General features: G+C 44.8%; 27 protein-coding genes. 12 read left to right on the top strand and 15 right to left on the bottom strand.

What is annotated here, in order from left to right; all coding sequences use genetic code 11:
* The first annotated feature begins 233 nt into the window (after positions 1 to 233).
* Positions 234 to 545 (top strand): hypothetical protein, encoded by a 312-nt coding sequence (locus AC1YY3_RS07265; protein WP_481823261.1) that lies wholly within the window; start codon positions 234 to 236, stop codon positions 543 to 545.
* A gap of 8 nt (positions 546 to 553) precedes the next feature.
* On the opposite strand, the gene AC1YY3_RS07270 is transcribed toward AC1YY3_RS07265, so the two are convergent.
* From AC1YY3_RS07270 to AC1YY3_RS07290, 5 genes are all read right to left on the bottom strand, one after another.
* Positions 554 to 1,129, bottom strand: coding sequence for a UbiX family flavin prenyltransferase (locus AC1YY3_RS07270; protein ID WP_481823260.1), 576 nt, complete (start codon positions 1,127 to 1,129; stop codon positions 554 to 556).
* A complete protein-coding gene (pip, locus tag AC1YY3_RS07275; RefSeq protein ID WP_481823259.1) occupies positions 1,126 to 2,079 on the bottom strand; it encodes a prolyl aminopeptidase in 954 nt (317 codons plus the stop codon). Before pip ends, AC1YY3_RS07270 begins: the two co-directional genes overlap by 4 nt.
* A gap of 1 nt (position 2,080) precedes the next feature.
* Positions 2,081 to 2,467, bottom strand: a complete 387-nt coding sequence (locus AC1YY3_RS07280; protein ID WP_481823258.1) for a PIN domain-containing protein — start codon at positions 2,465 to 2,467, stop codon at positions 2,081 to 2,083.
* Complete coding sequence (locus AC1YY3_RS07285) at positions 2,464 to 2,709, bottom strand: type II toxin-antitoxin system Phd/YefM family antitoxin (protein ID WP_481823257.1); 246 nt, start codon at positions 2,707 to 2,709, stop codon at positions 2,464 to 2,466. The genes AC1YY3_RS07280 and AC1YY3_RS07285 overlap by 4 nt, the downstream gene beginning before the upstream one ends.
* A 150-nt stretch (positions 2,710 to 2,859) precedes the next feature.
* Complete coding sequence (locus tag AC1YY3_RS07290) at positions 2,860 to 3,729, bottom strand: porin family protein (protein ID WP_482194390.1); 870 nt, start codon at positions 3,727 to 3,729, stop codon at positions 2,860 to 2,862.
* A 308-nt stretch (positions 3,730 to 4,037) separates the two neighbouring features.
* On the opposite strand from AC1YY3_RS07290, the gene AC1YY3_RS07295 reads away from it, so the two are divergent.
* Positions 4,038 to 5,135 (top strand): NAD(P)/FAD-dependent oxidoreductase, encoded by a 1,098-nt coding sequence (locus AC1YY3_RS07295; RefSeq protein WP_481823255.1) that lies wholly within the window; start codon positions 4,038 to 4,040, stop codon positions 5,133 to 5,135.
* A gap of 65 nt (positions 5,136 to 5,200) precedes the next feature.
* The gene (locus AC1YY3_RS07300) at positions 5,201 to 6,226 is read left to right on the top strand and encodes a quinone-dependent dihydroorotate dehydrogenase (protein ID WP_481823254.1); all 1,026 of its coding nucleotides are present in this window, start codon (positions 5,201 to 5,203) and stop codon (positions 6,224 to 6,226) included.
* Between the two features lie 139 nt (positions 6,227 to 6,365).
* Here AC1YY3_RS07300 and pmbA read toward each other — a convergent pair whose 3' ends face one another.
* On the bottom strand, positions 6,366 to 7,694 hold the full coding sequence (gene pmbA / locus AC1YY3_RS07305; RefSeq protein WP_481823253.1) for a metalloprotease PmbA: 1,329 nt from the start codon (positions 7,692 to 7,694) through the stop codon (positions 6,366 to 6,368).
* A 283-nt stretch (positions 7,695 to 7,977) separates the two neighbouring features.
* Here pmbA and AC1YY3_RS07310 point away from each other — a divergent pair, with 283 nt between their 5' ends.
* On the top strand, positions 7,978 to 8,376 hold the full coding sequence (locus tag AC1YY3_RS07310) for a beta/gamma crystallin domain-containing protein (protein WP_481823291.1): 399 nt from the start codon (positions 7,978 to 7,980) through the stop codon (positions 8,374 to 8,376).
* Between the two features lie 74 nt (positions 8,377 to 8,450).
* Here the strand turns inward: AC1YY3_RS07310 and AC1YY3_RS07315 are convergent, their stop codons facing one another.
* Positions 8,451 to 9,335 carry a HEAT repeat domain-containing protein gene (locus AC1YY3_RS07315; protein WP_482194391.1) on the bottom strand — a complete coding sequence of 295 codons (885 nt, stop codon included), beginning with the start codon at positions 9,333 to 9,335 and terminating at the stop codon, positions 8,451 to 8,453.
* Positions 9,336 to 9,521: 186 nt separating this feature from the next.
* Positions 9,522 to 10,571: a hypothetical protein gene (locus AC1YY3_RS07320; protein ID WP_482194392.1), complete on the bottom strand. Its 1,050-nt coding sequence runs from the start codon at positions 10,569 to 10,571 to the stop codon at positions 9,522 to 9,524.
* A 367-nt stretch (positions 10,572 to 10,938) separates the two neighbouring features.
* Between AC1YY3_RS07320 and AC1YY3_RS07325 the strand changes: the two genes are divergently transcribed.
* The 4 genes from AC1YY3_RS07325 to AC1YY3_RS07340 all read left to right on the top strand — a co-directional run bounded on the left by AC1YY3_RS07325 (position 10,939) and on the right by AC1YY3_RS07340 (position 15,128).
* Positions 10,939 to 11,439, top strand: a complete 501-nt coding sequence (locus tag AC1YY3_RS07325) for a TlpA family protein disulfide reductase (protein WP_482194393.1) — start codon at positions 10,939 to 10,941, stop codon at positions 11,437 to 11,439.
* A 9-nt stretch (positions 11,440 to 11,448) separates the two neighbouring features.
* On the top strand, positions 11,449 to 11,664 hold the full coding sequence (locus AC1YY3_RS07330; protein ID WP_481823249.1) for a DUF4266 domain-containing protein: 216 nt from the start codon (positions 11,449 to 11,451) through the stop codon (positions 11,662 to 11,664).
* Between the two features lie 39 nt (positions 11,665 to 11,703).
* Positions 11,704 to 12,960 (top strand): DUF3570 domain-containing protein, encoded by a 1,257-nt coding sequence (locus AC1YY3_RS07335; protein ID WP_481823248.1) that lies wholly within the window; start codon positions 11,704 to 11,706, stop codon positions 12,958 to 12,960.
* Positions 12,961 to 13,205: 245 nt separating this feature from the next.
* Positions 13,206 to 15,128, top strand: a complete 1,923-nt coding sequence (locus AC1YY3_RS07340) for a protein-disulfide reductase DsbD family protein (RefSeq protein WP_481823247.1) — start codon at positions 13,206 to 13,208, stop codon at positions 15,126 to 15,128.
* A gap of 181 nt (positions 15,129 to 15,309) precedes the next feature.
* Here AC1YY3_RS07340 and AC1YY3_RS07345 read toward each other — a convergent pair whose 3' ends face one another.
* Both AC1YY3_RS07345 and AC1YY3_RS07350 read right to left on the bottom strand, forming a co-directional pair.
* On the bottom strand, positions 15,310 to 16,062 hold the full coding sequence (locus tag AC1YY3_RS07345; RefSeq protein WP_481823246.1) for an SIMPL domain-containing protein: 753 nt from the start codon (positions 16,060 to 16,062) through the stop codon (positions 15,310 to 15,312).
* An 87-nt stretch (positions 16,063 to 16,149) separates the two neighbouring features.
* Entirely contained in the window at positions 16,150 to 16,341 is a 192-nt protein-coding gene (locus tag AC1YY3_RS07350) for a hypothetical protein (RefSeq protein ID WP_481823245.1), read from the bottom strand.
* A gap of 255 nt (positions 16,342 to 16,596) precedes the next feature.
* Here AC1YY3_RS07350 and AC1YY3_RS07355 point away from each other — a divergent pair, with 255 nt between their 5' ends.
* The gene (locus tag AC1YY3_RS07355; RefSeq protein WP_481823244.1) at positions 16,597 to 17,121 is read left to right on the top strand and encodes an SRPBCC family protein; all 525 of its coding nucleotides are present in this window, start codon (positions 16,597 to 16,599) and stop codon (positions 17,119 to 17,121) included.
* A gap of 84 nt (positions 17,122 to 17,205) precedes the next feature.
* On the opposite strand, the gene aspS is transcribed toward AC1YY3_RS07355, so the two are convergent.
* From aspS to AC1YY3_RS07370, 3 genes are all read right to left on the bottom strand, one after another.
* The gene (gene aspS / locus AC1YY3_RS07360) at positions 17,206 to 18,984 is read right to left on the bottom strand and encodes an aspartate--tRNA ligase (protein ID WP_481823243.1); all 1,779 of its coding nucleotides are present in this window, start codon (positions 18,982 to 18,984) and stop codon (positions 17,206 to 17,208) included.
* 73 nt (positions 18,985 to 19,057) lie between these two features.
* A complete protein-coding gene (locus AC1YY3_RS07365; protein WP_481823242.1) occupies positions 19,058 to 19,312 on the bottom strand; it encodes an FmdB family zinc ribbon protein in 255 nt (84 codons plus the stop codon).
* A gap of 89 nt (positions 19,313 to 19,401) precedes the next feature.
* On the bottom strand, positions 19,402 to 19,653 hold the full coding sequence (locus AC1YY3_RS07370) for a hypothetical protein (RefSeq protein ID WP_481823241.1): 252 nt from the start codon (positions 19,651 to 19,653) through the stop codon (positions 19,402 to 19,404).
* Positions 19,654 to 19,708: 55 nt separating this feature from the next.
* Here AC1YY3_RS07370 and pyrC point away from each other — a divergent pair, with 55 nt between their 5' ends.
* A complete protein-coding gene (gene pyrC / locus AC1YY3_RS07375) occupies positions 19,709 to 20,740 on the top strand; it encodes a dihydroorotase (RefSeq protein WP_481823240.1) in 1,032 nt (343 codons plus the stop codon).
* A 112-nt stretch (positions 20,741 to 20,852) separates the two neighbouring features.
* Entirely contained in the window at positions 20,853 to 21,173 is a 321-nt protein-coding gene (locus AC1YY3_RS07380; protein ID WP_481823239.1) for a hypothetical protein, read from the top strand.
* A gap of 103 nt (positions 21,174 to 21,276) precedes the next feature.
* Here the strand turns inward: AC1YY3_RS07380 and AC1YY3_RS07385 are convergent, their stop codons facing one another.
* The gene (locus tag AC1YY3_RS07385) at positions 21,277 to 22,071 is read right to left on the bottom strand and encodes an MlaA family lipoprotein (protein WP_481823238.1); all 795 of its coding nucleotides are present in this window, start codon (positions 22,069 to 22,071) and stop codon (positions 21,277 to 21,279) included.
* 126 nt (positions 22,072 to 22,197) lie between these two features.
* Here AC1YY3_RS07385 and rnt point away from each other — a divergent pair, with 126 nt between their 5' ends.
* The gene (gene rnt, locus AC1YY3_RS07390; RefSeq protein WP_481823237.1) at positions 22,198 to 22,821 is read left to right on the top strand and encodes a ribonuclease T; all 624 of its coding nucleotides are present in this window, start codon (positions 22,198 to 22,200) and stop codon (positions 22,819 to 22,821) included.
* A 28-nt stretch (positions 22,822 to 22,849) separates the two neighbouring features.
* Here the strand turns inward: rnt and grxD are convergent, their stop codons facing one another.
* Positions 22,850 to 23,173 (bottom strand): Grx4 family monothiol glutaredoxin, encoded by a 324-nt coding sequence (grxD, locus tag AC1YY3_RS07395; protein WP_481823236.1) that lies wholly within the window; start codon positions 23,171 to 23,173, stop codon positions 22,850 to 22,852.
* Positions 23,174 to 23,182: the final 9 nt, after the last annotated feature.

Consider the following 23,182-nt stretch of genomic DNA (forward strand, 5'->3'; position numbering starts at 1 on the left):
AATCTGGTATCTTTGTATCTGGGTTAGCTGTTTATAACCTTTCATAAGCTTCCTCATCTTTGGTCGGATTGAAAAAGCCTTGAACTATATCAGCTAACCTCTTTCAATCACGTTAAAATGAATTGCACTTATGAGTTGAATCTAAGTGGTACTATAATTTGGACAAGCGGTTACATGTGGCTATTTTTAGCCATTACGTGGTGCGTCCACATTATTCAGGGTTTTGATACACGATGGAAAACAACCATAAAGACAACATGAGCAAACAGTTGGATGCTCAAATATTGGAGCTGGAACAACGGTTTAATCAGTTCCTCAAAGAATTGGAAGAAGATTTTGATTTTGTGCCTTCAGCTGTGTCGAATAAAAATCCAAAGGACGACAAGGACGATGAATATTATCCTGAATTCGATCATCGGCTTGCAGATATGGAGAAAAAATACGCTAATGTGGATAAGAAATACACCATAGTGCTGTTTTTCACCACACTCTTAATGCTCAGTGTACTCGGCTACTTGGGTTATGTGCTGTTCGGCAAACACTAACCCGCAGATCACATACCTTCCCAAGGCTTATACAAACCCTCTACATTAACACCGAACATATCCAACGCCCGACCTACTGTTTCATTGACCATCGCTAACAGGGAATCGGATTTACTGTAAAAAGCTGGCATTGGCGGAAAAATAATGCCCCCCGCTTCCGCCACCGCCGCCATATTTCTTATGTGAATGAGATTAAGCGGCGTTTCCCTGGGCATCAACACCAATCTGCGCCGCTCCTTAAGCACCACATCAGCAGCGCGGGAAATCAGATTATCGCCAAAACCGTGCGCTACCGCCGCTAATGTTTTCATCGAACACGGTGCGATTATCATGCCTTCCGTCTTAAAGCCACCACTTGAAATACTGGCCGCGATGTCTTTGATACCATGCGTTACGTCGGCCAGTTCAGCCAATTCTGAACGTTTCATGTCAAGCTCATGCGTCAAATTGACGACCCCCGCATCAGAAATGATCAAATGTGTCTCCCATTCTTCCTGCGCCTGTAAAACCTGTAGCATTCGCACGCCATAAATTGCACCGGTTGCGCCGGTCATGCCAATAATCAAACGTTTTTTCTGCATCACGTGTTCAATAAGGTAGCAAAACGATCTGTTGCACCAACCAAAGCATCAATCATTTCTTCGTGTTGGGCGATATGTCCGGCATTTGGTAAGACGATATAATCTGCGTTGGGCAATGCTTTATACAAACTCAAGCCAGCTTCCATAGGGCAAACCAGATCATATTGACCATGAATAATCGTAGTTGGGATGTTTTTCAACAAGTCACACTGCTCAAGAATCTGATTATCTTCAATAAAATAATGCTGAACAGCGTAATGAATTTCCATTCGCACCTGTTTTGTCATTTTCTCTGAAACCGGCTCATCCTGGCTTGAAGGCTGAAACGCTTTCCCCATAGCAAGCTGCCCATTCCAGGCTGACCATTCCTTTGCGACATTAGCGTTAATCTTATGGTCTTCGCTATTGATTGCATTCCATAAGCCTTCAACCAGATTACTTCGAGCATCTTTCGGAACACATTCAACCAATCGTTGCCATTGCTCAGGATAAATCCGGTTTGCACCCAAGCTTACAAACCAGTCCATATCCTGTTGCCGCGCCAGGAATACACCGCGAATAATCATGCCAAACACCTTATCATGATGCTGCTGCGTATACAGCAAACCCAAAGTGCCACCCCAAGAACCGCCAAACACCAGCCATTTTTTGAGGCCTAGCTGGATTCGAATACGCTCCATGTCATCAAGTAAATCTTGCGTGGTATTGAGTTCTAATTCGCCAAACGGTAAAGACTGACCACAACCGCGTTGATCAAACAGGATAACTTGATATTGCTCAGGATTAAAAAACCGCCGATGATCCGGCTTGGTGCCAGAACAAGGACCACCATGTAAAAAAATAACTGGGATGCCATCAGGATTGCCGCTTAATTCAACGTAAACGGAGTGTTTACTGCCAGTTTCCAGGAAAAACGTGTGATAAGGATTAATTGCTGGATAAAGGGTTTTCATCTTAGCTGACCGGCTTAAATTCTTTTAAGGAAATATCTTTCAAAAACCGATAGTGTTTCGTATTTGCCGTCATGACATCAAAACCGTTCGCAACCGCCGTCGCGCTAATCAATGCGTCGGCTAACTGCAAGGAATGACTTAAATAGTATTGTTCGACATAGAATATGGCTTTAGCTGAAATATCTTCCGTGATATAGACTATTTTTGCATTCCACGTCCGTAAAGCCCGACGAAAACAAGTCAATTCGTTTTTATTTCGCATGCCTTGAACCAATTCAATATAGCTCACTACCGAAATATAAAATTCAGCCAAGGCTTCTATTTCGCTTCGGGCATTGAGATTGCCTTTCAGATACCAAATCAACACATCGGTATCAACCAACATCATGAAAACCGGCTTTTACGCAAATCACGGACGTAATCGTCAACACTTTCGACATCATCACGATCACGCCAAATTCCAAACAATCCATCCTCGCTTTGCAGATGTTCTGCTAGATTATTATCTTCATAAGGCACTAATTTGGCACAGGGTTTTCCTCTGAAAGTAATAACGACACTATCTCCCCTGCTTACCGCATCCAAGAGATCTTTAGAATGAAACCTGAGTTCTTTTGCTGTTGCTTTCATGTTATTGCACCTCTCAAAGTAATAACTTCAGAGTGTAAACTTTGAAATATGACTCGTCAACACTATTTTTCAGGCAAAAAAAAGGAGGGCTTACGCCCCCCTTTGTGTTGATGTCCTTATCTAACGATATCCGTATCGTATTCTGTTTCCTTAGAAACCTATACCTAAAGAACCACCAGCGGTGAAACCGTTGACATTGGTACCATCAAGCTTGTTAAGAGCCCAGTTGTAACGTACGTCAGCACCGACATAGATGTTTTTCCAGAGGTTGTAATCAACACCGCCGCCGAAATGGATGGCTGGCATCAAGTGGCTGATAGTGTTCAACTGGCTAGGTGGAGACATAACGTTCAAAGTGAAACCGGCTGGAATAATCCAAGGTCTCAGCTTGCTGCCTTTGAGGAACTTAATCTTTGGCGCAGCAGTCAAACGCAATTGGCTTTGAGTCGCTTTTGAAGCTTGGTCATCTAAACCAAGAGCGCCACCAACATTTCCAGTAAATGTTCCGAATTCATTGTAGTCAAACATCAACTCAGCCAAAACTTCAGTGTTGTTCATCAGACCGAATAAATTATCATCCAAGCTGAAATCAAAACCTGCACCAAATGCCCAGCCATCTCTATCTGTACTTGTACAGCCGACAGCACCAGCAACGCCGGTGTCATCGCAAGATAGATTAGAAGTTGTCGCTATAGGACGTTGATCATTTCTGGCATAAGCGCCACGGAAAAACACCATATTGTCTTTAGGACGATCTGGTTGGTTTTTGTGTTCTTGCATCCAAGCGTCCAATTCTTGGACTTTTGCAGAATCAGCACCTGAACCTGCTGCTCTTATGCTAGCCATTTCATCTTGCATGGCGCGAAGCTGTGCTTCCAGCACATCAACTTTGCTGACCAAAGCCGATTCGGTGGCGTGGTGTTGGGCTTTTGTGCCCGCTACCGCTTGTTGAGATACAATAGCACCCGCCACTGTTAAAGTAGCTGTGGCAATGCCAAGTACCAGTTTAGTTTTATTCATCATCGTTCCCCCTCATGAGGTTGTTATTTTACAAAAATTTGCTTTAATACAACAAAACTTTCCTACGGAGCTAATACTAGCAGCAAAATAGAAACACTACAAGTTTTTGTACATTTTTTTTTATATTATGTTTTTTTTATAAATCAATTACTTATATAATAATCTTAAATATTTTGTTGCATTGTTGGCAAATAACAACAAAAATTACGAAAAATCCACAAACAATTCTCCGTTATTTTTGTGTTACCCTTAAGATTAATTGAAAATGGTCAGATCGACAAGATAATTCCGCGCTAATCCTACTATTGATGACAACAAGCACAGACATAACCCTGATCGGTGGCGGCATTATGGGGTTGCTTTCTGCCCGCGAACTTAATATTGCTGGCGCAACGGTTACAGTTATTGACAAAGGTTTTCTTGGGCAAGAGTCGTCCTGGGCAGGTGGCGGCATTTTGTTCCCGCTGTATCCTTGGCGGCAACAACCCGCGATTACGCACTTGGTCAAGCAAAGTATGGGCTTGTATCCTGCTCTGGCAGCCGAACTTCTGGAGGAGACGGGGATTGATCCCGAATGGAATCCATCTGGCTTGTTAATCACCAAAAACCCCGATATTACTGCGGCTTTGGATTGGTGTAATCACAACAAGATTGCGTTTGAGGAAGCCGAACAGCAGTTGGCTGGATTGGAAACAACCCCGTTGCATCCACTGTTTTTGCCGCATATCGCCCAAATCCGCAATCCCCGGTTAATAAAGTCGCTTAAGCAAGATTTGCTGCAAAAAGGCGTACGATTATTGGAAAACTGCCAGTTAAGCTCCATCAATCTCGAAAACAACAGCGTGACTTCAATAAATACCAGCATGGGCAACCTGCTGATTAACCAGCTAATCATTTCGGCTGGTGCTTGGACATCTGAGCTGATGGCGCAGTTTTTCCCGACCATTCGGGATGATCACCCTCAAATTTCACCCGTAAAAGGGCAAATGCTGCTGTTCGCCGCCAAACCAGATACCTTACGGACAATGGTGCTGGACGGTGGTCATTACCTGATTCCCCGGCTGGATGGGCATATCTTGGCAGGTAGCACGGTAGAAACGGATACCTTTGACAAAAGCACAACGCCAGAAGCCAAAAACCAGATCAGCAACTTCGCACTGAACTTACTGCCTGCATTGAAAGATTACCCTTTAGTTAAGCATTGGGCTGGCACAAGACCAGGAACACCTTATGGCGTACCTTATATAGATAGGCATCCTGAAATCAGTAATCTAAGCATTAACGCTGGGCATTTTAGAAATGGGTTGGCGATGGCTCCGGCTTCGGCGCAATTGATGGTGGATTTGATACTAGGTCGTCCTAGTTCGGTCGATCCTGAGCCTTATCGGTTGGATAGGTTGGTTTAGTACCTTCATTCTATAGTTGAACAGCCCTCAATGTTCCAATACTTAAGCATCATAACATTCCAACTATGAACCTCTACCCTCTTGTACGCCCCTTACTCTTTACACTGGATGCAGAAACCGCCCATGAGGTAACGCTCAAGCTATTAAAAGCAGCCTACATTTCCGGCTTAAGCGAATTGCTTTATCCTGCCATAAAAGACAATCCGATCAATGTGATGGGACTGCGGTTTAAAAACCCCGTTGGTCTTGCCGCAGGTTTGGATAAAAATGGCGATTATATTGATGCACTGGCAGCTTTGGATTTCGGTTTTATCGAGATCGGCACAGTAACGCCCAGGCCACAGCCAGGCAATCCTAAACCACGCTTGTTTAGGCTACCCGAACATCAGGCGATCATAAACCGTATGGGTTTCAATAACTTAGGCATAGACCACTTGCTTACTCAGGTTAAGAAAAGTGCTTACCAAGGGATTTTAGGGATCAACATCGGCAAAAACTTTGATACGCCTATTGACAAGGCTGTAGATGATTATTTAATCGGCTTACGCAAAGCGTATCCTGCCGCCAGTTATATTACGATTAACATCTCTTCGCCCAACACCCAGAACTTGCGGCAATTGCAGCAGGGCGACGAAAGCAGGAAGCTGATTTCTGCACTTAAAGAAGAACAGCTTAAACTTCAACAAGAACACGGAAAATACGTACCTCTGGCATTGAAAATAGCACCAGACTTGACCAATGAGGACATCAGCCGAATTGCCAAATTGCTATTGGAATTTGAGATAGATGGTGTTATTGCCACCAATACTACGATTGACCGAGCTATGATCGCAAATCATCTGCTTGCTAAAGAAGCAGGTGGTTTAAGCGGCAGACCTGTTAAAGACAAATCCACCGCAGTCGTTAAAGGCTTATCGGCAAAATTGCAGGGCAAAATTCCGATTATTGCGGTGGGCGGTATTCTAAATGCAGATGATGCCCAGGAAAAATTTGCTGCTGGTGCGAGTTTGGTGCAGATTTATTCCGGCCTTATATACAAAGGGCCGGAATTAATAAAAGAAATAAACGGTAGTGTGAAATCTGCAACTTAATTGATAAGGCAGAGTTACAAACCTAGGTTTGTAACTCCAAAAATACACAAAATACACGCGACTCACAGGCATGAAGCCGTCAAGTCCATCAAAAAAACACAGGTTTAACCCACTACCGAATAAACGAAGGCTAAAGGAATCATTCCCCCGCAATCGACATCCGTTCAATCAAGATAGAACCCGTACGGGTATTGCCGCGATAATCCACGTCATTGCCTATTGCAACGATATTTTTGAACATGTCCTTCAAATTTCCGGCAATGGTGATTTCTTCAACCGGATATTGGATTTCGCCATTTTCCACCCAAAAACCTGCCGCGCCACGCGAATAATTACCGTTAATCATATTAACGCCCTGCCCCATTAACTCAGTCACCAACAAGCCAGTACCCAGCAGTTTAAGCATGGCCTGAAAATCATTGTTACTGGTTGTAACGGTCAAATTATGCACACCGCCAGCATTTCCGGTGCTTTGCATGCCTAACTTACGGGCTGAATAAGTGCTTAACACATAGCCACGCAAGTATCCTTCGCTAACAATATCCCTGGTTTGGGTTGCAATGCCATCACCATCATAAGCCGCACTACCTAATGCACCTTTTATTAACGGCTGCTCATGGATACGGATAAAATCTGGGAAAATTTGTGTATCCAGCGCATCCAGCAAAAATGTGGATTTTCGATATAACGCGCCACCGCTAATCGCTCCAATTAAGGAACCGATTAATCCCGAAGCAACTTCGGCACAATACAAGACTGGGCATTGTTGGGTTGGTAATCTACGGGCTTCCAAACGCCTGATGGTACGTTCACCTGCTTTTATACCGATTGCCGCAGCCGCTTCCAAATCATTCGCTTTCCTGGCAACGCTGTACCAATAATCGCGCTGCATACTGTCGCCGCGCTGCGCCACCACCGAGCAACTCAGGGAATGACGGGTTGATAGCCTGCCTTGAAGAAAACCAAGGCTATTGCCCATCACACGAATCCCTTGATGCGTATTGACTGTAGCACCTTCCGAATTGGTAATATCGGGATGATAAGACATCGCCGCCGCTTCGCATTCAATGGTCAAAGCAATCGCTTCGTCGGCTGTTAACGCCCAAGGATGATAAAGATCCAGATCCGGAAACTCGGTTGCCAGCAAGGCCTTGTCCGGCAAACCTGCAAACTCATCTTCGCTGGTATAGCGTGCGATACTGCAAGCTGCACCCACGGTTTCCTTAATCGCATCCGGCGATAAATCCGATGTACTGGCAGAGCCTTTACGTTGGCCGAAATAAACGGTGATGCCTAAACCTTGGTCGCAATGGTGTTCTATCGTTTCAACTTCGCCCAACCGCGCCGTCACCGACAAGCCGTTTTCCTGGCTTAGCCCCGCTTCTGCTGACGTTGCACCTTGTTGTTTTGCTTCATCCAGCAAACTTTGTACGATGTTTTTTAAACGCTCAATGTCCTGATTTTGCAATGTGTTCTCTCTTAGATGACTAAATATAAAGGTACGATGAGCTTATCGTAACCGGATTCCAGCAAATGTATAGTAAGCCGTGGTAAATTCAGTGCTATCGACTTTGTAATACCCACTACCATTGGAACAGTTAACTGATTGTATTGTCCTAGGATTATAAAGCTTTGTTCCAAACCTAGCTATTAGAGGGCTTAGTTTTGTTATCAACAAAATTCACAACAGGAGAATACAGATGAACCGAATTCGATTAGTATTTCGTAGTTTCAAAACAGTATTCGTGGCAATGCTGTTTTCAGCTTTAATTTCAAATGCTTATGCAGTTGACACGGAATGTTGGGCTAGCTTTTTTGAAGGAACTCAGTATGCAGGCAAGCGGTTATTTATTGAAGGAGCGACCAAGTTAGAGAACTTAAACAGAGTAGATGGCGAGAACTGGAATCAACGCATTCATAGCATTAAAGTCGGCCCCAAAGCCAAGGTGATTGTTTTTCAGAATCCCCGCTTTGAATTGCCCATACCCAAAATGCTTGAAAAACCGGACTTGATGCGAGCTTGGGGCATCACAGAGCAAGACATAAAAGAAGATTCTGAGCTTATTTTCAATGAAAATGCAACTATTCACGATCTTGGCGACTTTGGTTTTCATAAGAAAATCAGATCGTTAAAGGTTGAATGTATTTAGCTGCCTGAATAAGAACCCAGTGGGGAGATGGGGATTTGCCAGAATAATGCCGTATTTGCAGCGACTAACTCGGTCTATTCAGTAGTAACCTCCCCATTTCCTTGGGTAAGCTGTTGTAACTTTGTCGTAGCAAGGCTTCGTACCGTTTCATCGCTGTCATTAATGGCTTGTTGCAATAGTGCAACGTCGTCGGTAATGCTGTCTACCGCCATCAATCTGACATCAACCGAATTGTCGCGTAGCGCGTCCTGAATGGCTCCGGCGGCGTTGCTACCTTCTCGGTGTGACAGGCTCGATATTGCCTGCGCCCTGACGCTGTCATCCTTATCGGTCAATGCTTGTTCCAAGGTCGCTTTTACGTTGGGATCACCTACACGTCCATCCGCCAATAATGCACCGATAGCTTCCTCACGTTCTGTGGAGTCTTTTGATTGTGCTAATGCCAGGAGATCGTCTGTTTGATCCGGCTCGTCTTCGGCGTTTTGCTCATTTTGCGACAGTATGAGCGACGCGTTGTTGCCTTGTTTAGCTGTTGATGTCGCTGTTGTTGCCGCACAATTTGCCCTATTGTCGGTGCTGCCATTTAATCGAGAACCCAATATCCAGGCTTCAGCCACTTGCTCTTTGCTATCAGCTTTGGTCGGGTTATGTGGATAACGGACAATTAAATCGGCCCTTCTATCAAGCAGGCATTCCAACACCTGTTTTAATGTCGTTCCTACGCAGGTAGCGGTTACCAAGCCTTCTGGAAGTACGGAATAATGGATAGCTACCTTGGTTTTATGGGCAATATCATCCAACACCTGCGCCAACGGCATCTCCCTGACTTCCAGTTGCAGCTCACTGCCCACATTGTCGCTTATAAGTAGATCAGTTAACACTTTGTCTGTTGCCTTATCGGGTGTCTTGGCAAGCGTTACATGGGCGAAACCCATAAGCATAACGATAACACTCTGCAAAACAGACTTACTCAATAATTTCAATACATTTAAACCCATACAGACCCAAGTAGTTAACTTTTCATTTTTACATCTAACTTATTAACCTCTGTAAAGAACCCACCTTACAGAGGTTAATAAGCTACTCAAAAAAAACAGTGCCGGACACAATATTGTCCGGCACTGTGATAGGCAAAAATCAGAGTTTTACTGGTTTTGCGTTACTCGCATTTTGGTGCGAATCTTTGCTCCTTTCTTACTTCTACAGTTGACCTTAGCAACGTATGCTTCAGCTCCTGCCTCAAGCGATTCGGTTTTATTGACTTTCATCATGTAAACACCAGCACCTTTTGCAAGTTTTGTCGAAGGACTGTAGTTATCATCGCCATCGACCGGATCGGAAACTAAAGCTGACGATTTCCGACTTTTTATGGCTTGGATACTAACGGCTGGTGCTATTACAGGCGACAAATCTTTCACAGACATAGACAGATAGGCAGTTCCTTTGCCACAAGTGATCGCGTAAACATCGGTTTTCGGATTACCTGTACTGACTTCACCTACAGACCCAGCACGCGTAGTCTTCTTCTCACATTTGCCGGACTGTGACTTAGATTTATGCTCGTTTTTATCATCATCATCGTCATCGTCATCGTCTTTACATGCCGTTGGCGGTGGTGTTGTACAAACACCGTTAATCACCTTTTTAGGTAATGCACAAGGTGTTGGGGTCGGCGATGGTGTCGTGCAAACGCCGTTAATCACCTTCTTAGGCAATGCACATGGTGCTGGAGTTGGCGGTGGTGTTGTACAAACACCGTTAATCACCTTCTTAGGTAACGCACAAGGTGTTGGTGCTGGAGTTGGCGGTGGTGTTGTACAAACACCGTTAATCACCTTCTTAGGCAACACACAAGGTGTTGGAGTTGGCGGTGGTGGTGCCGTTGTAACACAAACACCTGCTGCATTGTGCGTACCGGCAGATGGACATGGCGTAATCAGATCCTGAAGCTTTCTATAGTTGGTCTTATCTGCTGCCCATGCAGCTGCGTAACCAGCCTTCAGGTTGCCTTTACTTTCACTCCCAGACGCGCCAGTGTGGCAGGTCTGGCAACTATTAGCTAAGGTTACACCTTTACCAATAGCTCCTGAAAAAATCCCAGCAGTCGCCGAAGCATCGGTCACCATAACCAAGGAAGCCATTATCAAGATTACGACAGCCATAAAACTCTTTAACATTTTCGGTTTATTAATCATCTTAACCTCCACACATTTATTTCTTTATTCATCAGATAAATCCTCATAACTTATTAATTTACAGGAATAGCCAACCTTAAAATTAGGATGCTACATACAAAGCTACAATCCAAATTTTAGGGCTGGTTAATTCCAGCCTATAGCTTAAAAATTAACTGAAACTTAAATATCAAAATTAATTTATCATTGTTATATAACATTGTTTATTTAAGCTAGACTTAATATTCTTTGGTTAGCATCTTCACACCAATGAATTTTTAGCCTGTCCTGTTTTTAGTTTTTTCAGACTAATTGAGCAGCTAGGCATCTCTTAATAACGACAATAACAGCTTGTTTTTACAGCTATTTAAAATGGTGATCTATGAAGATGAATAAAAAATTGAGTTCTATCACATTTGCAATGTTAACGAGTGCCGCTTGCCTCACCGCGAATGCCACTGACGTAGGTCAGCCTGCTCCGCAGTTTACCTTGCCAACATTACAAGCGGATCAACCGACTGCACTAAAGCAATATGCTGGCAAAGTGGTCTACCTGGATTTTTGGGCTTCTTGGTGTGCGCCATGCCGCACCTCTTTCCCTTTGCTAAACAAACTACATGAAAAGCTTAAAGCAAAAGGCTTTGAAGTCGTCGGTATCAATCTGGATGAAGATAAAGCCAATGCTGAAAAATTCCTGAAAGAATTTCCAGTGAGCTTTACCGTGTTGCGCGATGCCAAAGGCGAGTGGGCTGATAAGTTTGTGGTGGAATCTATGCCGACCTCTTTCATTATCGACAAACAAGGTGTGGTGCAAAATATTCATCACGGTTTTGCCAGCGATGACATTAAAGAGCTGGAAGAAAAAATTACTCAATTGTTAGCCAAGTAGGTTCGTTTTATGAAACTCATCAATCGTTGTTTGCTGATTGCCCTGCTACTTTCAGGTGCTGCTTGTACGGAAGTTATGCCCAGACAGCGGGGTAATTTAGCACTTTCACAGATGGCCTTTACGACTGACGCACTGGAGTTTGGTTTACGTCAACATACTGCTTTCAGCAAGGAATCAGCAGCCGGTGGTTATGGCGGCGGCGGTGGGGGCTGCGGTTGTAATTAACCTCATCCATGATGCTGAAACTTAACCACAGATGTCGATATGAAACATAATAAAAAATCTAATATTGCAGCACAGCTGACCTGTGCAGCCCTGGCTTTGCCAGGTTTAATGCAGACAGCTACTGCCGGACGGGTTGATGAGACCTATAACACTGACTTCCAGTACGGACATTATTCTGAAAGTAATCAGCGCATGAAAGTCGATATTTTTGAAGGCGCGTTATCCGCTCCCATTGGCAAATCCATGACAGCATCCGTTAACTTGGTTCGAGACAGTATTACCGGTGCTTCCCCAGTCTATAACCAACGCGATGCAAAGGGCAATATCGTACAGGTCAAAAGTGGTGCGTCACCGACAAGTTCTTGTGGCGAATCAATATGCGAACAACGCGATGCCATTAGCTCAGGATTGACGTATTTTTTTGATAAGGCATCACTTAATCTAGGCGGCGGTTTTTCAAGAGAACACGATTATACGTCGAAATATTTTAATACTACAGGCAGCCTTGATTTAAACAAAAAGCTGACCACGCTGAATTTCGGTGCTTCGGTCGCGTTTGATGAGATAGAACCCTCGCCCTCCGCTTGGAACAGCAGAGCTAACGATTTCAAAGCCCATAAGACCAGTCAACAATATTTGCTAGGGATTTCGCAGGTCATCGATAAGGATTCCCTCATCCAAAGCAATATGACCTTTGGCTACCATAACGGCTTTTTGAGTGACCCTTATAAGTGGGTAAATCTCTATATTTCACCCGGCGTTGGTATCCCTATTCAGGAAAAGCGTCCTAGGGAAAGATTTGAATGGGCTTGGTTAACTCAATATGTCCGGCACTTTGAACAATTTAATCATGCCGCGTTACACACAGATTATCGCTTTAGTACCAATGATTGGGGTGTTAATGCCCATACCCTTGAATTGAGCTGGCACCAACCTATTGCCGATGGCTGGCAGGTAATTCCACGCTTTAGGTATTATTCACAAGATAAAGCCGATTTCTATCAACCTGTTTTTGATGGCGATTCTGGTATTGATCCTAGCACAGGACTGTTCGGTGCTAAAAATCTTGCGTCCTATTCCAGTGACTACCGCCTAGCGGGATTCGGGACTCTATCTGGCGGCATAAAACTGAGCAAAGAATTTACCGAGTTAAAACCATTAACCCAATTAAAATTCCAAACCGGCTTTGAATATTATGCCCATAAGGCGGAATACCAATTAGGCGGCAATAACCTAGGCACGTTTGCCGACTTTGGCTATTACCTAGTGACCGCCTCGTTTAATCTGAAATTTTAGTCATCTTTTAATCTAACACTGAATAACAGATGCTTTTTTCAGGCTGATGAAAACCATGGATCTTACTTGTTAGGGATATATCTACGTACCTTGCACCTTATTGAATCGCTCATTAAGGTGTCTGCCACTGTTAACCATTGAATGGTTAATAGTTAACCCAATGTTTTACTTACAAAAAACAAGTGCTTTTTAGCGAAGCAGAAATACTGGATAACTATTAACAAACACTAATTGGGTGAATAACCATGAAAAAACTACTACCAATTCTAATGCTGTGGATATTAAGCATAAGCTTAAGCTATGCAGAAGTTCCCAAAGCAAGCTTGAGCATTACACCGCTCAATACCGACCAATGGCCGGCGCAATACCGCTTGTCATTGACTGTACCTAAAGATCATCATGCTTATCTGGATACTGGTGATGAGAACATTTATATCCCCGTTACGGTTGATCCTAACTCAAAATTGGCCGCTTCTGGCCTAACTATCAGCAAGTTACAAAAACCTGCTGGCGTACATGACAGCCTGGTAAAGGCGAACGTGTTGCGTGATAAGGGCGATTTCACCCTAGAACTGGCGCAAACTGGCTCTAAGCCAGCAATTGTCAATTCTGCAAGCTTGGAACTCACTTATCAGTTGTGCAATGAATTGACTAACGTGTGTTTCCGCCCACAAACGACGCAAGCGGACTTGAAGCTACCTACTACAGCAAGCACAGCATCCGCCCAAGCCGGTACTCAGGCAGATGAATCGCTGAGTTTTATGGATAAGCTGTTGGCGTTATTCAACAACAATAAGGACAACATGCTCGTTATGTTCGGTTTGATGTTTATTGCGGGTTTGTTATCCGTTGCCACGCCTTGCGTTTACCCCATGTTGCCAATTACCTCGATGTTTATAGTTGGCAGGGCTAATGGCGAAGCCAGCAAGGAAAAGCAACATGCCCTCGCCTATTTTGTCGGCATTGTCATCACTTACATGGCGTTAGGCTTAATGGCAGGGATGACGGGCGGCGCATTCAATACCTTCATGCAATCGGCCTTTGTTAACCTGGGTTTTGCCGTATTTTTCGCCTTTTTTGCCTTGGCTTTACTGGGCTTCTATGAACTGAGTTTTATGCAAAATGAAGTTCATTCGTTAGACCAACATTCATCTAAGGTAAAAGGCGTGGCTGGCACTTTATTGATGGGCAGTGTTGCTGGCTTGGTAATCTCACCTTGTGTTGGGCCTATTGTGTTCGCATTGCTATTACAAGTCGCTGATAACATTGCTGAAAAGGCTGCCGCTCTGGCGTTGATCAATCAAAGTATGGGTTTTTGGGATAAACTGGCCATCTCCTCGCAAGGCAGTGTGATGATGTCGGGTTTTGGTTTGGGTGTGGGCTTGCCGTTTTTTATTATCAGCGTAGTCAAATTCAAAAAAATGCCTAAAGCCGGTTACTGGATGAATAAAGTCAAATACGCTTTTGGTTTTATGATCCTGTACTTTGCCTATACCTATCTGCAAAAAGGTATGGGTGTATTGGGAGTCGAACCGTCAACGACGACAACACTTGCTATTGGTTTGGTGGCAATCTGGATTGCTGTCGTACATTGCCATGTATTGACTTTGATGCCACGAGATGCCCAACCTAACCAAAAAATGCAACATTATGTTGGGGTGTTATCCATCATAGTTGGCGGTTGGCTGGTGGTTGCTGGTTTGGGACAATTGCCTTTTATGAATATCGCCCAGGCGGAATCCTTTGCACAAAACAGAAGTGTGCAGAATGCTGCATCCAGCAATATTCCAGCCGCTTTATCGATACAAAAAGAAGCAGGAATATCTTGGTACAGAAGTTTTGATGCTGCAAAAAAAGTAGCCCAAAAGACCGGAAAACCTATCTTTATTGATTTTTATGCGAGCTGGTGTTCTAACTGCACAGAGTTTAAAAAAGAATCCGCAAGCAATGAGCAGTTGAATCTAGCCTTACGAGAAAAGGCTATCGCCGTGAAGTTGGTAGACAAAGAACCAGAGTTTGAGCAATTTCGCGCCAGCCAGGAACATCGTCAGCTAAAAATTGGTCTGCCTTACTTCGCCATCATCACGCCAGATGGGAAAGTAGCTTGGTCGGGTACCGATTATAAAGCGTCTCAAAAAATGATAGCTGAGTTGAATAGGTTGTCTTGATTGGTATTTTCTTTTAACGTTAAGGACGTTTCTAAGTCCATTCATGGTTCGATAAGCTTACCACGAACGGATTGCACTAACGGACTGACTAGGTCAGGACAGACGGAATCAATACCCGTTCGTCCTGAACTTGCCGAAGGACTTCATCAGAAATGCCTTACGTTACATATCCCAAGCTTAACTATTGCTCAATATTATAGACAATAGTCACCACCACTTTCGCCAGCTTCTTGATCGTGGTCTTATCGTAAACGCCACCGTAGTCATCAGTATCTGTGCTACCACCTGCCGCATATATATAGAACGCTCCTTGTGATGCCGATCGCATCAAACCAACATTCACCTTATCTTGCTTGACGAATTCTTCGGCACGTTTATGAGCATTTTCGGTAGCTGCTGCAATCAGTGACATCTTGATGTCTTCCAAATTGCTCACCAGATACAACGGCGCACTGGCAGTTACCGGATGGCCTTCGGCTTGTAATGCCAGAAATTTCTTGTTGGCGGCTTCAATTTTAGCCAAATCTTTGCTACTAACCACGACATTCTGGCTGGCATCGTAACCTTTTTGCTCGGTTTTAGTACCACCCTGCGGCAAATAAATCGTTTCCATGTGTGCCGTTACCGATTCATCGCCTTCTTGCCAACCGGATTTATCCAGCTCTTCTTTAGTGAGAAACGCATTCAAAGCGGGACGTTCAGCTCGTAGCTTGGCTAATGCTTCGGCAAAAGTCGGCTCATTCACCGAAATCGTCACCGTCCATTCGGCATTATCCGCAAGCACATCTTTGGTTGCCAAACCCTTCACCGTAATCGACTGCTGCCCAGAAGCCGCTTTTTTCGCCTGCACACCCAGGATAAACGCAGCACTGGACATACCGATTGCCAACAAAACCCCAAGGATTGTCATGGCTAATGTTGATTGCTTTTCCATTTACCACTCCTTACGGCTAAACAATATGATTTTATTATTAGCAATCAGATAGATAGTGAGCCTAATAATGTGGAACAACTGATGAGCTTAATTATAACCCGAATAATGTTGCACCAAAAAAACCATCACAACAAAAGCAAGCCCTAACCATATAATCATTCCCCTAAAACGACCACTCACTTCTGGATATATGTCCTGTTCTGGTTGTTGTGACGGAATCAAGGCTTTTGACTCCTGATCTTCGGATTTTTTCGTACTTGTGTTTGGATTTGTCGTCATATTAATTCTCATAATTTATTGCGGTTTTGTGTTTAATCCGCAAATTTGTTGATGCTTACCAATACTTTACCTTGCAATTTAGAAAGTGCCAATAGATTAAATTGGCTATGATTAAAATTCGTATAGCATAATTGCGATAGTGCTTGAACCCTATGCGTATATCCCGCCGCTCGAACTCTATCGCCAATTTTGGGAGCAACGCTTTGACCAACTGGACAACTATCTTAAAACGCTTAACTTAGAGGAGAATTAACCATGACATTACCCACCACCCATCAATTCAACCCTGAACTGGATCTTTGGTTTGAACGTGTTGTTGACGTGCCGCAAGATCTGGTCTGGCAAGCCTGGACAACCCCAGATCAAATTACGCAATGGTTCACACCCGCACCTTGGAAAACCATCGCCTGTGAAATTGACCTGCGTCCAGGGGGAATGTTTAGCTTTACTATGCAATCCCCAGAAGGGCAAGATTTCCCAGGTGTTAGTTGTTATTTGGAGATTATCAAAAACGAAAAGCTGGTTTGGACAAACGCACTTAGTCCGGGTTATCGTCCCGCCAAGCAAGCTGAACCTTACCCTGACCATCCTTGTGAAGAATTTGTATTTACGGCAGTCATATCCTTAGAACCACACGCCAACGGCACAAAATATACTGCCCTGGTCATGCACGCCGACAGCGCAAGCCGTATCAAACATGAACAAATGGGCTTTCACGATGGCTGGGGTGCGGCACTTGACCAGCTTGTGGCGATGATTAAAGATCGTAGGGCGAAATAGCGCGTAGGTTGGGGTGAACTTGTGAACCCCAACATTACAGCTAATTTTTTGTTGGGGTTCACAAGTTCACCCCAACCTACAATTTTATTTCCCCGCTGGCTTAATCAACCTTATCCCCAATTCCTTCAACTGCTCGTCCGTCACCACGGCTGGCGCATTGACCAAAGGGCAGGCCGCCGATTGGGTTTTGGGGAAGGCGATGACATCACGGATGGAGGTCGAACCGGTCATCAGCATGACCAGTCGATCAAGGCCAAACGCCAAACCACCATGTGGTGGCGCACCGTATTTCAGCGCATCCAGGAGGAAGCCGAATTTTTCCCGCGCTTCCTCCTCGCCAATGCCTAAAATTTCAAATACGGTCGATTGCATGGCGGGGCGGTTGATACGGATGGAGCCGCCACCAACTTCTGTGCCGTTTAACACCAGGTCATAAGCACGCGATAAGGCTGTGCCTGGATTGGCGACCAGTTCTTCAACCGAGCAACTGGGCGCGGTGAACGGGTGGTGGATGGCGTTGTAGCGTCCGGTTTTTTCGTCCCAGTCGAACATGGGGAAATCAACGACCCAAACGGGTTTCCACTCGCCTTCTATCAGGTTTAAGTCGTGGCCGAGCTTTACCCGCAACGCGCCCATCGCTTCATTGACGATACTAGCTTTGTCTGCGCCGAAGAAGATCAAATCGCCATCCTGTGCGCCAGTTTTTGCCAGCACACTCGCCCAGACTTCGGCAGGGGCAAATTTGACGATAGGCGACTGCAAACCTTCGATACCAGCAGCAAGGTCATTGACTTTGATATAAGCCAAGCCTTTGGCACCGTAAATGCTAACGTATTTGGTCAAGTCTTCAATGTCCTTACGGCTGAGTTTTTCGCCGCCGTTAGGTACACGCATGGCGACCACACGACCTTTAGGGTCGTTGGCTGGTGCGGAGAATACCTTGAAATCAACCGCTTTCATGTCGTCGGCAATATCGACCAACTCAAGCGGAATCCGTAAATCCGGGCGGTCAATGCCGTATTTGGAGACCGCCTCCTGATAACTCATGCGCGGGAATTTTGCGTCCAGTTCTACGTTAATCACTTTCGCAAACAACTGGCGGATCATCTCTTCCATGATCGTCATGATCTCGTCTTCGTTCATGAACGAGGTTTCAATATCAAGCTGGGTGAATTCGGGCTGACGGTCGGCACGGAGGTCTTCGTCGCGGAAGCAACGCACGACTTGGTAATAGCGGTCCATCCCCGCCACCATCAGGATTTGCTTATAAAGTTGCGGTGATTGTGGCAGGGCGAAAAATGAATTTTCGTGGGTGCGGCTAGGCACAATGTAATCCCGTGCGCCTTCAGGTGTTGCCTTAGTCAGATAAGGTGTTTCAATTTCAAAAAACTCGTGGTCGTCCAGGAAATTCCTCAGCATCCGAGTGACATCGCGGCGCACTTTCATTTTTTCCTGCATGGCAACACGGCGTAAGTCGATATAACGGTACTTTAAACGCAGCTCTTCGTTGACTTCGATCTCACTTTCTATAGGGAAAGGCGGTGTTTCTGATTCGTTCAGCACTTCAATGTGCTTTGCTAGTATCTCGATTTCGCCAGAAATCATATTAGTATTACTCGTACCTTGAGGACGGTCTCGCACGATTCCCGTGATAGCGAGTACGTATTCGCTACGGACGTGTTCTGCAATAGCGAAAGCATCAGCCACATCAGGATCAACGACCACTTGCACCAGGCCAGCACGATCCCGAAGGTCGATAAATATCACGCCGCCGTGATCCCGCCGTCTATGCACCCATCCACAGATGGTGACGGTTGCTCCTAGTTGTTGTTTATTAAGTTCTCCGCACTTGTGGGTACGCATAGTAATCTCTGGATTGTTAGTTTAATGTGGAATGGACAAAAGGGTGTGGTTACACCCATCTTCATGAGGATTTTCAGTCGCTAGAACTGGTTGAACTCGCTGTGCTGGTCGAACTTGCTGATTCACCAGCAACATTCTTTTTGCTGCCACTTTTGAAATCGGTTTCATACCAACCAGCACCTTTTAACCGGAATCCTGATGCGGAAATTTTTTTCTTTAACTCCGGCTTTTTGCATGCAGGACATTCAGTCAGGGCTGCTTCACTGAATTTTTGTAAGGCTTCGTACCCATGCCCACAAGATTGGCATTGATATTCGTATATTGGCATAATCGCTCCAAAGAAGAACTGTTAACCTGATAATGATGGGGTGTAAATTTGTTTTTTCAAGTGAGGTTGACTATGAAAAGTATCACTCACTATTGCTTGCCGACAGTGCGTTTGCGTATTATCTCGTAATCTTCGTATGATCCTTTATTTAATCGCTCAAGGCAGCTATCAATTGCAGGAGGCGGCTGGCTACTACATTTGTTTTCCTCCTCTCGCTTTATCCGCTCATACCAATATTTATTGGTACACCCAAACAAACAAAACGGATAATAAGCACATCCATACAAAGCAGCAACAATGATCGCCAGCGATATTTTAAAAAAAATTTTATTAATTTTCATATATACAATAGCATTCGCCTTCAAACAGGGCATTTTACAGACATCCCCGCAAATAATGAAAACATTAACCATTACCCGCCCAGACGACTGGCATGTACACGTCCGAAACAGCGCGATTTTGAAAACCGTGTTACCGCATACCGCAAGGCAATTCGCCCGTGCCATTATCATGCCCAATTTGAAGCCGCCGGTCACGACGGTCGATCAGGCATTGACGTACCGGGATGAAATACTGGCGGCAGTGCCGATGGGCGTGGATTTTACGCCGCTTATGACATTGTACCTGACTGCTGCAACCACGGAAGCGGATATTAAAAAAGCGGCGGAATCTGAATATATCCATGCCTTCAAGCTTTATCCAGCAGGCGCGACCACACATTCTGATTTGGGCGTTGCCGATATTGTTGCGGCTTATCCGCTGTTTGCGGCAATGGAAAAGCACCAAATCCCGCTGCTAATACATGGCGAAGTGACAGATGCGGATTGTGATATTTTCGATAGGGAACGGATGTTTATAGACAGGTATCTGACGAATATCATCAAACATTTCCCTGATTTACGCGTCGTCTTGGAGCATGTTACGACAGCCGAAGCCGTGCAGTTTGTTGAATCGACCAGTACGAATGTAGCCGCAACCATTACCCCGCAGCATTTGTTGTATAACCGCAATGCCTTGTTCGTCGGTGGCATTCGTCCACACCATTATTGTTTGCCCGTGTTGAAGCGCGAACAACACCGTTTAGCATTAGTAAAAGCCGCCACCAGCGGCAATCCTAAATTCTTTCTGGGTACCGACAGCGCACCACATCTGACTAATCTCAAAGAATCTTCATGTGGTTGTGCCGGTTGTTTCAGCGCACCTATCGCCTTGGAACTCTATGCCGAAGCCTTTGAAGCGGCGAATGCACTGGATAAATTAGAAGGCTTCGCCAGCTTTTACGGTGCCGACTTCTACCGCTTACCTAGAAATACCGATACGATTACCTTGGAAAAAACCAGTTGGGACGTGGCTGCAAGCTATGGTGATAACGGTATTTCGATTACGCCACTTAAAGCGAATGAGACGATTTGCTGGCAAGTTCAGTAGCCATAAGTTAATAATCGCTTTTTCAATAAATCCTGTTACGCTGAATGTAGGACTACTATTTCAATTTGAATAAGGACAGAACCTATTAATCTCGATAAAAGAGGAGATAAGAATGATAAAAAATATGAAAATGCTCTTAAGCTTTACGTTAATCCTGTCTGCTTTATCCAGCTTCCCTGTTACAGCAAACAGTTTTTTGCCTTTGGAATCTCGAAATAACGTCGTCAGCCAAAGTTTTAGTGAGCTTACAATGCTGTTTTCATCCGCCACGCCATCGGTAAAAAAAGGGCAACCCTATGATTCATCGAATGATCCAGCCATAAAATCCAGTGCTGGCGGACCAACCGAAGGTCCTCAACATGGCTATTTTGCCGTGCCATTAATCGTGATCGGTTTGGCGGGGATTTTGTTGTATTTCAGCAAATTTAATTAAGCAGTTAGCAGAATGTTAACTGCAAAAAAGGGGCTTATGCCCCTTTTTTATTGCTTGGGAAAATACGGGGAATCAATAATGCAGCGTTCCGTGTATTAGCAAGTTAGCGCGGATGCGGATCAAGCGGTGCTAGACTACCGTCTTCTGAGTTGTCAAGTGGATCACCATCGCCTTCTGGCAGGTTGCCATCGTTAACCAGGAAGTTTCGTCTTTGAAAGTAGGCATTCTTGATGAACTCATAGCGATCCACCGATGCCGCTTCTGACACGACTTTTTCAGTCGCTAAGTTATCGGCGCGTTTGTCTATAGCGTTAACAACGTACATTCCGCTTGAGATAGCTGCTTCTACACCATTACTCATGCCGGGGAATGCACCGAACCCGACATAAGTCGCAGGATTTAAGGCGGCATCGCCCACTAAACCTGTCACACCCCTGGGCGAACTTGGACCTAGCAACGGTAATACGAAATAAGGTCCGGCTGGAACACCCCAAACACCTAAGGTTTGGTCGAAATCTTCATGATGTTTAGGTAGATCAATCATAGAGGCGACATCAATCAAGCCACCTAAACCTGCCGTTGAATTAAGCAAAAAACGTGCGCCATCCAAACCCGTCTGCTCAAGCTTAAACTGCAACAAATCGTTAACAGTTACGCCAATATCGTTAAGATTGCTGAAGAAATTGGACACCCCTTGATCGGCAAACTGGGGCATTATCCAGTTGTAGCCTTTTGCTACCGGCTTCATCGCGTACTGGTCGAAATCATCATTAAATGATTGCACCCCCCTATTCCAGCCTTCCAGCGGATCGCTGGCATTATGGGTTGTCGCGCAACCTGCCAAAAAGGAAAAAAACGCAAGACCGATTGCCTGCACCACTTGTTTTTTCTTTCGCATTTTATGCCCCTAAGTCGCTATTATTTTTGTTTTGTTGTAACTACGGTTAACATACCACAAGTCGGAATATCCTGCGACATCCTAACTCATCGTACAATCAATTAATTTAGCCATCCATTCACGCTGATGACAACACCCGCAATCCCCCTCGACAAACGCTTTAGAGGATACCTCCCAGTTGTCATTGACACAGAAACAGGCGGCTTTAACGCTAAAAAACATGCGTTGTTGGAAATTGCTGCGGTGATTGTCGAGTATGACTCCAATTGCAACCTTGTTATGACGGAACGCTATTCAACACACGTCATACCCTTTAAAAATGCCGAACTGGATGATGCTGCCCTTAAGTTTAACGGCATAGATCCACACCACCCTTTCCGTATGGCAGTTGAAGAGCAAGAAGCCCTAGATCTGCTATTTACTCCAATCCAAAAAGCCATCAAGCGTAATAACTGCAACCGCGCCATCTTGGTCGGCCATAATCCGGCTTTTGATATTGCTTTTCTGAATGCTGCCATTCATCGTACTAAAACAAAACGCAGTCCATTTCATCCGTTCAGCACTTTCGACACAGCCACGCTGGGTGGACTGGTTTATCAACAGACTGTATTATCTAAAATAGTCCAATCCGCAGGCATTGAATGGGAAGATGAAAAAGCCCATTCAGCACTTTATGATGCTGAAAAAACCGCCGAGTTGTTTTGTCTAATCGTCAACCGCTGGAAGCAAATGGAGCTAATACTGAAGTAGCAACAAATCAGACTTAACGACTTCGGATTTAGGCTTCTACCCCGCCTACCGCAGCCAACATTGCCTTCAACTCACCTTTTTGGTACAGATCAGTCACAATATCGCAGCCACCTACTAACTCTCCACCGACATAAAGTTGAGGATAAGTCGGCCAACTGGAATACACTTTCAGCGCATCGCGTAATTCTAGATCTTCAAAAATATTGACGTGCATAAATTTTGCACCACAAGCATTCAACACTTGCACGGTCTGACCCGAAAAACCGCATTGCGGAAAATCCGGTGTCCCTTTCATATACAAAACGACTGGATTGTTTTCTAACTGGTCTTTAATTCTTTCATTAACATTCATGTGCGTACC

The organism is Methyloglobulus sp., from assembly GCF_964779595.1.